At 66.5% G+C, this 6239-nt stretch carries 9 protein-coding genes; 4 read left to right on the top strand and 5 right to left on the bottom strand.

Features of this window, described 5'->3' with window-relative positions:
- A partial coding sequence (locus AC0KUR_RS20450; protein WP_230945111.1) for an FAD-binding protein occupies positions 1-208 on the bottom strand: 208 nt, incomplete at its 3' end.
- 107 nt (positions 209-315) lie between these two features.
- On the opposite strand from AC0KUR_RS20450, the gene AC0KUR_RS20445 reads away from it, so the two are divergent.
- Both AC0KUR_RS20445 and AC0KUR_RS20440 read left to right on the top strand, forming a co-directional pair.
- A complete protein-coding gene (locus AC0KUR_RS20445) occupies positions 316-1098 on the top strand; it encodes an SDR family oxidoreductase (RefSeq protein WP_034190169.1) in 783 nt (260 codons plus the stop codon).
- A gap of 32 nt (positions 1099-1130) precedes the next feature.
- Positions 1131-1571 (top strand): acyl-CoA thioesterase, encoded by a 441-nt coding sequence (locus tag AC0KUR_RS20440; RefSeq protein WP_034190168.1) that lies wholly within the window; start codon positions 1131-1133, stop codon positions 1569-1571.
- A gap of 107 nt (positions 1572-1678) precedes the next feature.
- Here the strand turns inward: AC0KUR_RS20440 and AC0KUR_RS20435 are convergent, their stop codons facing one another.
- A complete protein-coding gene (locus AC0KUR_RS20435; RefSeq protein WP_034190167.1) occupies positions 1679-2224 on the bottom strand; it encodes a LuxR C-terminal-related transcriptional regulator in 546 nt (181 codons plus the stop codon).
- Between the two features lie 223 nt (positions 2225-2447).
- Here AC0KUR_RS20435 and AC0KUR_RS20430 point away from each other — a divergent pair, with 223 nt between their 5' ends.
- Positions 2448-3152, top strand: a complete 705-nt coding sequence (locus AC0KUR_RS20430; protein ID WP_021162428.1) for a CoA transferase subunit A — start codon at positions 2448-2450, stop codon at positions 3150-3152.
- 1 nt (position 3153) lies between these two features.
- Positions 3154-3795: a CoA transferase subunit B gene (locus tag AC0KUR_RS20425; RefSeq protein WP_473376353.1), complete on the top strand. Its 642-nt coding sequence runs from the start codon at positions 3154-3156 to the stop codon at positions 3793-3795.
- Between the two features lie 76 nt (positions 3796-3871).
- On the opposite strand, the gene AC0KUR_RS20420 is transcribed toward AC0KUR_RS20425, so the two are convergent.
- Genes AC0KUR_RS20420 through AC0KUR_RS20410 form a run of 3 tightly spaced genes read right to left on the bottom strand, consistent with a single transcriptional unit; the run spans position 3872 to position 6201 of the window.
- Positions 3872-4585, bottom strand: a complete 714-nt coding sequence (locus tag AC0KUR_RS20420; protein WP_473376352.1) for an SDR family oxidoreductase — start codon at positions 4583-4585, stop codon at positions 3872-3874.
- Positions 4586-4620: 35 nt separating this feature from the next.
- Positions 4621-5631 (bottom strand): polysaccharide deacetylase family protein, encoded by a 1011-nt coding sequence (locus AC0KUR_RS20415; RefSeq protein ID WP_473376351.1) that lies wholly within the window; start codon positions 5629-5631, stop codon positions 4621-4623.
- A gap of 12 nt (positions 5632-5643) precedes the next feature.
- Complete coding sequence (locus AC0KUR_RS20410; RefSeq protein ID WP_034190163.1) at positions 5644-6201, bottom strand: ester cyclase; 558 nt, start codon at positions 6199-6201, stop codon at positions 5644-5646.
- Between the last annotated feature and the right edge of the window lie 38 nt (positions 6202-6239).

Genomic DNA, 6239 nt, shown 5'->3' with positions numbered 1-6239 from the left:
CGGTGCCTTTCTCGGCGGCCAGCTGCTTGAGCCGGATCGCCGCCGACAGCCCGGCGGGGCCGCCGCCGACGATCACGACGTCGTATTCCATCGATTCGCGCGGGCCGTATTGCTCGATGAGGCTTGCGGGGGTCATTGGCGTTCCTCTAACCGTTAGAATGCTTTTATTCGGGAGCGTATTGTCTGCGAAACGAAACGCTTGCCGCAACAACATGCGGCTAGATTAGCACGATCGTTCTATTTTTTGTGCTAGGGTAATGCCGTTCGGGCTGTGCCGCCCGGGCCGGCGAAACGACATCGAAAGGGGATGTGCAAATGGGTCGATCGATCAATCTGGAAGGCAAGGTTGCGCTGGTCACGGGCGCGTCGAGCGGCCTCGGGCAGCGCTTTGCACAGGTGCTGTCGCAGGCCGGCGCGAAGGTCGTGCTCGCGAGCCGCCGGGTCGAGCGCCTGAAGGAGCTGCGCGCGGAGATCGAGGCGGCGGGTGGCGCCGCGCACGTCGTGTCGCTCGACGTGACCGACGTCCAGAGCATCAAGGCCGCGATCGCGCATGCGGAGACGGAGGCCGGCACGATCGACATCCTCGTGAACAATTCGGGTGTCTCGACGATGCAGAAGCTCGTCGACGTCACGCCGGCCGATTTCGAGTTCGTGTTCGATACCAACACGCGCGGCGCATTTTTCGTCGCGCAGGAAGTCGCGAAGCGGATGATCATGCGCGCCAACGGCAGCGGCAACGGCAAGCCGCCGTGCCGGATCATCAACATCGCATCGGTGGCCGGGCTGCGCGTGTTCCCGCAGATCGGGCTCTACGCGATGAGCAAGGCCGCGGTCGTGCAGATGACGCGCGCGATGGCGCTCGAGTGGGGGCGCCACGGGATCAACGTCAACGCGATCTGTCCGGGCTATATCGATACCGAAATCAATCATTACCTGTGGGAAACCGAGCAGGGCCAGAAGCTGCAGTCGATGCTGCCGCGCCGGCGCGTCGGCAAGCCTCAGGATCTCGACGGGCTGTTGTTGCTGCTCGCGGCCGACGAGTCGCAGTTCATCAACGGCTCGATTATCTCCGCCGACGATGGCTTCGGCCTCGCCTGAGCGGATGACACCCGGCAACGAAGAAGACTGCAATGAGCGCAACAAGCGATTACTCCCCCGTATTTGAGATGTCGATGCCGATCCGCTGGGGCGACATGGACGCGTTCGGCCATGTGAACAACACGGTCTATTTCCGCTACATGGAGCAGGCGCGGATCTCGTGGTTCGAGGAACTCGGCATTGCCGGCGGCAACGGCGAAGGGCAGGGGCCCGTCATCGTCACGGCGTCGATGGAATTCCTCAAGCAGCTGCACTATCCGGGTGACGTGATCGCGAGGATGTCGGCCGCGAAACCCGGCCGGAGCAGCTTCGACACCGGCTTCGAGCTCACGCGCGCGGACGATCCGCAGCACGTCTATGCACGCGGCAAGGCGCGCTGCGTGTGGGTCGACTATGCGCTCGGCAAGTCGGTGGAACTGCCGCCACTGCTGCGCGACACGATCGAGCGCGCACTCGCGACGAAAATCGACTGAGAGGCGAGTCCGGCGCCGCGCGCCGGCGAGCCGCCATGCCCGTCGTTACCCGAATCGGCCGCCCTGCGCGGCCGATCGTCATTCGGGCGCCGCCACGCGACAAGCGTTCACTGCCCGAGCAGGCGCTGCACCAGCTCCGGCGTGTTGTTCGTGCCGTATTTGCGCATCAGCCGTGCGCGGTAGATGTCGACCGTGCGCGAACTGATGTCGAGCACGCGCCCGATCTGCTTGCTGGTCTTGCCGGTCGCGAGCTGCGCGGCGATCTCGCGCTCGCGCGGGGTCAGCTCGACGGCGACGCGGCGCGTCGCGCTCAGATCCTCGAAGGTCCAGACGCCGGCCGCGAGCGGCGCGGTGCGGTCGAGCGCGCGGCCCGTCACGTGGCACCAGAACAGCTCGCCGTCCGCGCGCTTCATGATTCTGTCATCCGAGTAGATGCCGTTCGCGGCCATCACGCGCGCGATTCGCTCGCCGATGCGCTGGAATTCGTCCGTCGACGGATAGAGCACCTCGTACGATTTTCCGATGAGATCGGCCCGCGCGCAGCGGAAGATCGACGCAAGCGCATCGTTGCAATCCTCGATCACGCGGTCGCGCGACAGCACGAGGCCGAGCGGCGCGAGGTGGAAGGCAGTCTGGTAATCGAGAGCGGGCATGGCGCAGGCAAGCGGAGGCAAACGCTTATGTATTTTTGCGTATTGTGCCGCATCCGCGCCGCATCGTACCCTTTCAGGCATCTCGCGGCGGCTTGCCGCGACATAAAAACAGCGCGCTTCGACGCAGGCAGGGCCGCGCATGCATAGAATGATGCGGCGGGCTTGCGGCCCAGGTGGGCGCGTGAACCGGTTTTGCTGGTTTCCATAGAGGAAGGGACAACTGATGAACAAAGTCTATCCAAGCGCGGCTGCCGCGCTGGAAGGGATCGTCCGCGACGGACAGACCTTCGCGGTGGGCGGCTTCGGCCTGTGCGGGATTCCGGAGGCGCTGATCGCGGCGTTGCGCGATTCGGCGGTCAAGGGCATCACCTGCATCAGCAACAACGCGGGCGTCGACGGTTTCGGCCTCGGCCTGCTGCTGGAAACGCGCCAGATCAAGAAGATGATCTCGTCGTACGTCGGCGAGAACAAGGAGTTCGAGCGTCAGTACCTGGCCGGCGAACTTGAACTCGAATTCACGCCGCAAGGCACGCTCGCCGAGAAGCTGCGCGCGGGCGGCGCGGGCATTCCCGCCTTCTTCACGAATACCGGCTACGGCACCGTGATCGCGGAAGGCAAGGAAACGCGCCAGTTCGGCGATCGCCACTACGTGCTCGAGCCGTCGCTGACGGCCGACGTCGCGCTCGTGAAGGCGTGGAAGGCCGACAAGTCCGGCAACCTGATCTACCGCCGCACGGCGCGCAACTTCAATCCGATGTGCGCGATGGCCGGCAAGATCACCGTGGCGGAGGTCGAAGAGATCGTCGAAAACGGCGAACTCGATCCGGACCATATCCACACGCCCGGGATTTTCGTGCAGCGCATCGTGCTGAACGCGACGCCGGAAAAACGCATCGAACAACGCGTCGTACGCGCGAAAGGAGACTGACATGGCCTGGAATCGTGACCAGATGGCCGCGCGCGCGGCGAAGGAACTGCAGGACGGCTTCTACGTGAACCTCGGCATCGGCCTGCCGACGCTCGTCGCGAACCACGTGCCGGAAGGCGTCGAGGTGTGGCTGCAGTCGGAAAACGGCCTGCTCGGCATCGGCCCGTCGCCGACCGAAGACGAAGTCGACGCCGATCTCATCAACGCCGGCAAGCAGACCGTCACGACGCTGCCGGGCTCGTCGATCTTCTCGTCGGCCGACTCGTTCGCGATGATCCGCGGCGGCCACATCAATCTCGCGATCCTCGGCGCGATGCAGGTCAGCAAGCAGGGCGACCTCGCGAACTGGATGATCCCCGGCAAGATGATCAAGGGGATGGGCGGCGCGATGGACCTCGTCGCGGGGGTGGGGCGTGTCGTCGTGCTGATGGAGCATGTCGCGAAGGGCGACCAGCACAAGATTCTCGAAGAATGCAACCTGCCGCTGACGGGTGTCGGCGTGGTCGACCTGATCGTCACCGATCTGGGTGTGATCGAGGTGACGCCGTCCGGCCTGAAGGTTCTCGAACTCGCCGACGGCGTGAGCGCGGACGAGATCCAGGCGAAGACGGGCGCACCGCTCGACGTCAGCGCGGTGGCCTGAGCGTCGCCTCGTTGCGTCGTCCCCGACGCCCCGCGTTCTCAACGGAACGCGGGGCGTTTTGTCGTGCGCGCTTGCGTCACGCGATGGTGCCGCCGCCGTCGATCAGCACCGTCGAGCCGGTCGCATAAGGCGTCGTCGCCAGATACAGGATGGCATTCGCGACATCCTCCGGCTGGCCGACCCGGCGGGCCGGAAGGCGCTGCGCGGCGCCGGCGTACAGGGCGTCGCGCGCATCGGATGCGAGCTTGTCCCACAGCGGCGTCGCGATCAGGCCGGGCGACACGGTATTCACGCGGACCGGCGCCAGCTCGAGGGCCAGGCCGCGCGCCAGCGCCTCCAGCGCCGCATTGATCGCCCCTTGCAGCACCGACGACGCGCTCGGCCGCGCACTGAGGAAACCCGACACGAGCGTCAGCGAACCGCCGGGCGCGATATCGATCGCCCGCGCGACGCGATATGCACCCCAGAACTTGCTGTCCATCGCTGCCTGCGCGTCGGCCAGCGGCAGTCCGCGGACCGGGCCCGTGGCCGTCCTTGCCGCTGAAATCACGACGTGGTCGAACTGGCCGGCGCGCGCGCAGAAGGCCTCCACGTCCGCGGTATCGGTGATGTCGAGCGTTTCGTATCGCACGTGTGCGCCGGCCCCGGCATCGATCGCGATCCTGTCCGGGTTGCGCGAGGCGATCGTCAGGATCGCGCCGTGTCGCGCGAATGCCGTCGCGGCAGCGGCGCCGATGCCGGAGCTTCCTCCGACGACGAGTACTTTCTTTCCGTGAAGCAGGTCAGTCATGACGATTTTTCCTGGTTGAAGGGGGGGGCGTCCGCTCAGATCGTTTCGGTTTCGCGCAGCGTCGACGGGCCGTGCAGCGCGAAGCGCGCAATGTCGTCCTTGCGCATGAATGCGACACCGGGGTGAGATCGAGCGTAGTGCAGGAAGGCGTCCCATGCGCGGACCATTTGCGGCGTGCCGCTGATCCGGTCATGCGCGCTGATCGACATCAGTCTGCGCCGCTGTCCGGCCTCCGCGTACAACTGGTCGAAATCGAGCTTGATCTGCTCGAGGAACATCGTCGGCGAGTAGTTGCGGCCTTCGATCAGCAGGATGTCGTTGTTGCGCAGCGTGTACGGGACCACCACGAAATCGCGACCGTCGACGCTTTCGATGAAAGGCTCGTCCCGGCTGACGTCGTCGATGTGATACGTGTAGCCGAGTTCCTGCAGCAACGACAGCGTATGGGGGCCGCGCCGCAGCCAGTTGCAGTTGTAGCCGATCGGGCGCTGACCGGTCACCGCTTCGACCATGTCGCGAGCTTCGGTCAGGAAGCGGCGCTCGTCGTCGCGGCTCATCGCGAATTGCGCACGCCAGGTCGGCCCGTGGGCGGCGGCTTCGTGGCCGCGCGCCACGATTTCGCGCGCCAGTTCGGGGTGCCGGCGCGCGGCCTCCCCGATCATGTGCGACGTGACTTTCACGCCATGCCGGTCCCACAGGTCGAGCAGGCGCGGAATGCCTTCCCGGTAGCCATAGGCGAACCAGGTGGCCGACGCGAGATCGACCGGCACGGACGGCGGAAACGCGACGGCGGGAAAGGGGCTGTCCGCCCCGCTGGGCGGCTGGCCGCCCGCCTCGAACTGCATCGAGATCGAGATGACCAGGCGCGCGCCGTCCGGCCAGAACGGCGCGGCGTCCGGCGTGGGGCGCGCCGGAATCGGGGCGGCCGTTGCTGGCCGGGACGCGCCGGCCATCACCGCGGCGCCGGCCGCGAGCCCGGCGCCGGTCTGGGCCAGAAATCTGCGGCGCGGCAGGTGCGTCGCACGAGGGGCGTGATCGTGAGTCATTGCGTTCCTCCGTCAGGCGACCAGTCCGAGCTGACGCATCAGCGTCAGGTTGTCCTCGATGTGCCAGTTTTCCGCGATCCGGCCGTGGTCGATCCGGTAGATATCGGTCGCGATGAAGTCGATTGCCTGTCCGCGCCCGGCCGTTCCGTTGAACGTGCCGGTGAAATGCCCGCGAAAGTGCAGGTGGACGACGACGCGGTCGCCCGCGACGATCATCTGTTCGATGTCGCAATGCAGATCCGGAATCGCGCCGCGCATCGTGCGCGAGGCCGCGAGCGGTCCCGGAATGCCCTGTTCCCGGCCGGGCGGCAGCGTCCGGTCGGTGAAGTCGGCGGCGAGCGCGGTACGGGCGAGATCGGCGTCGCCGGTATCCCAGAAGGTGCCGTAGCGGCGCGCGGCCAGTATCTGCGCCCGGGCCTGCGCAGCCGGCACGCCCTCGGCCACGGTCAGGCTGTGCGGCGCGACGAGGTCTGCCGCACGGGACGCGGCGGGCAACAGTGCCACGACGCAAGCGGCCGCGGCGAGTACCGGCGCGACGGGGCGGGTGATCGAACGAAGGCGGATCGACATGGTTTCGGAGGTCCTGTGAATAGCGTCGTGCGACGACG

The sequence above is a fragment of the Burkholderia sp. YHN3-13 genome (assembly GCF_055810675.1).
The sequence above is the reverse complement of the archived record's forward strand: the minus strand, read 5'-3'. Positions and strand labels throughout refer to the sequence as shown.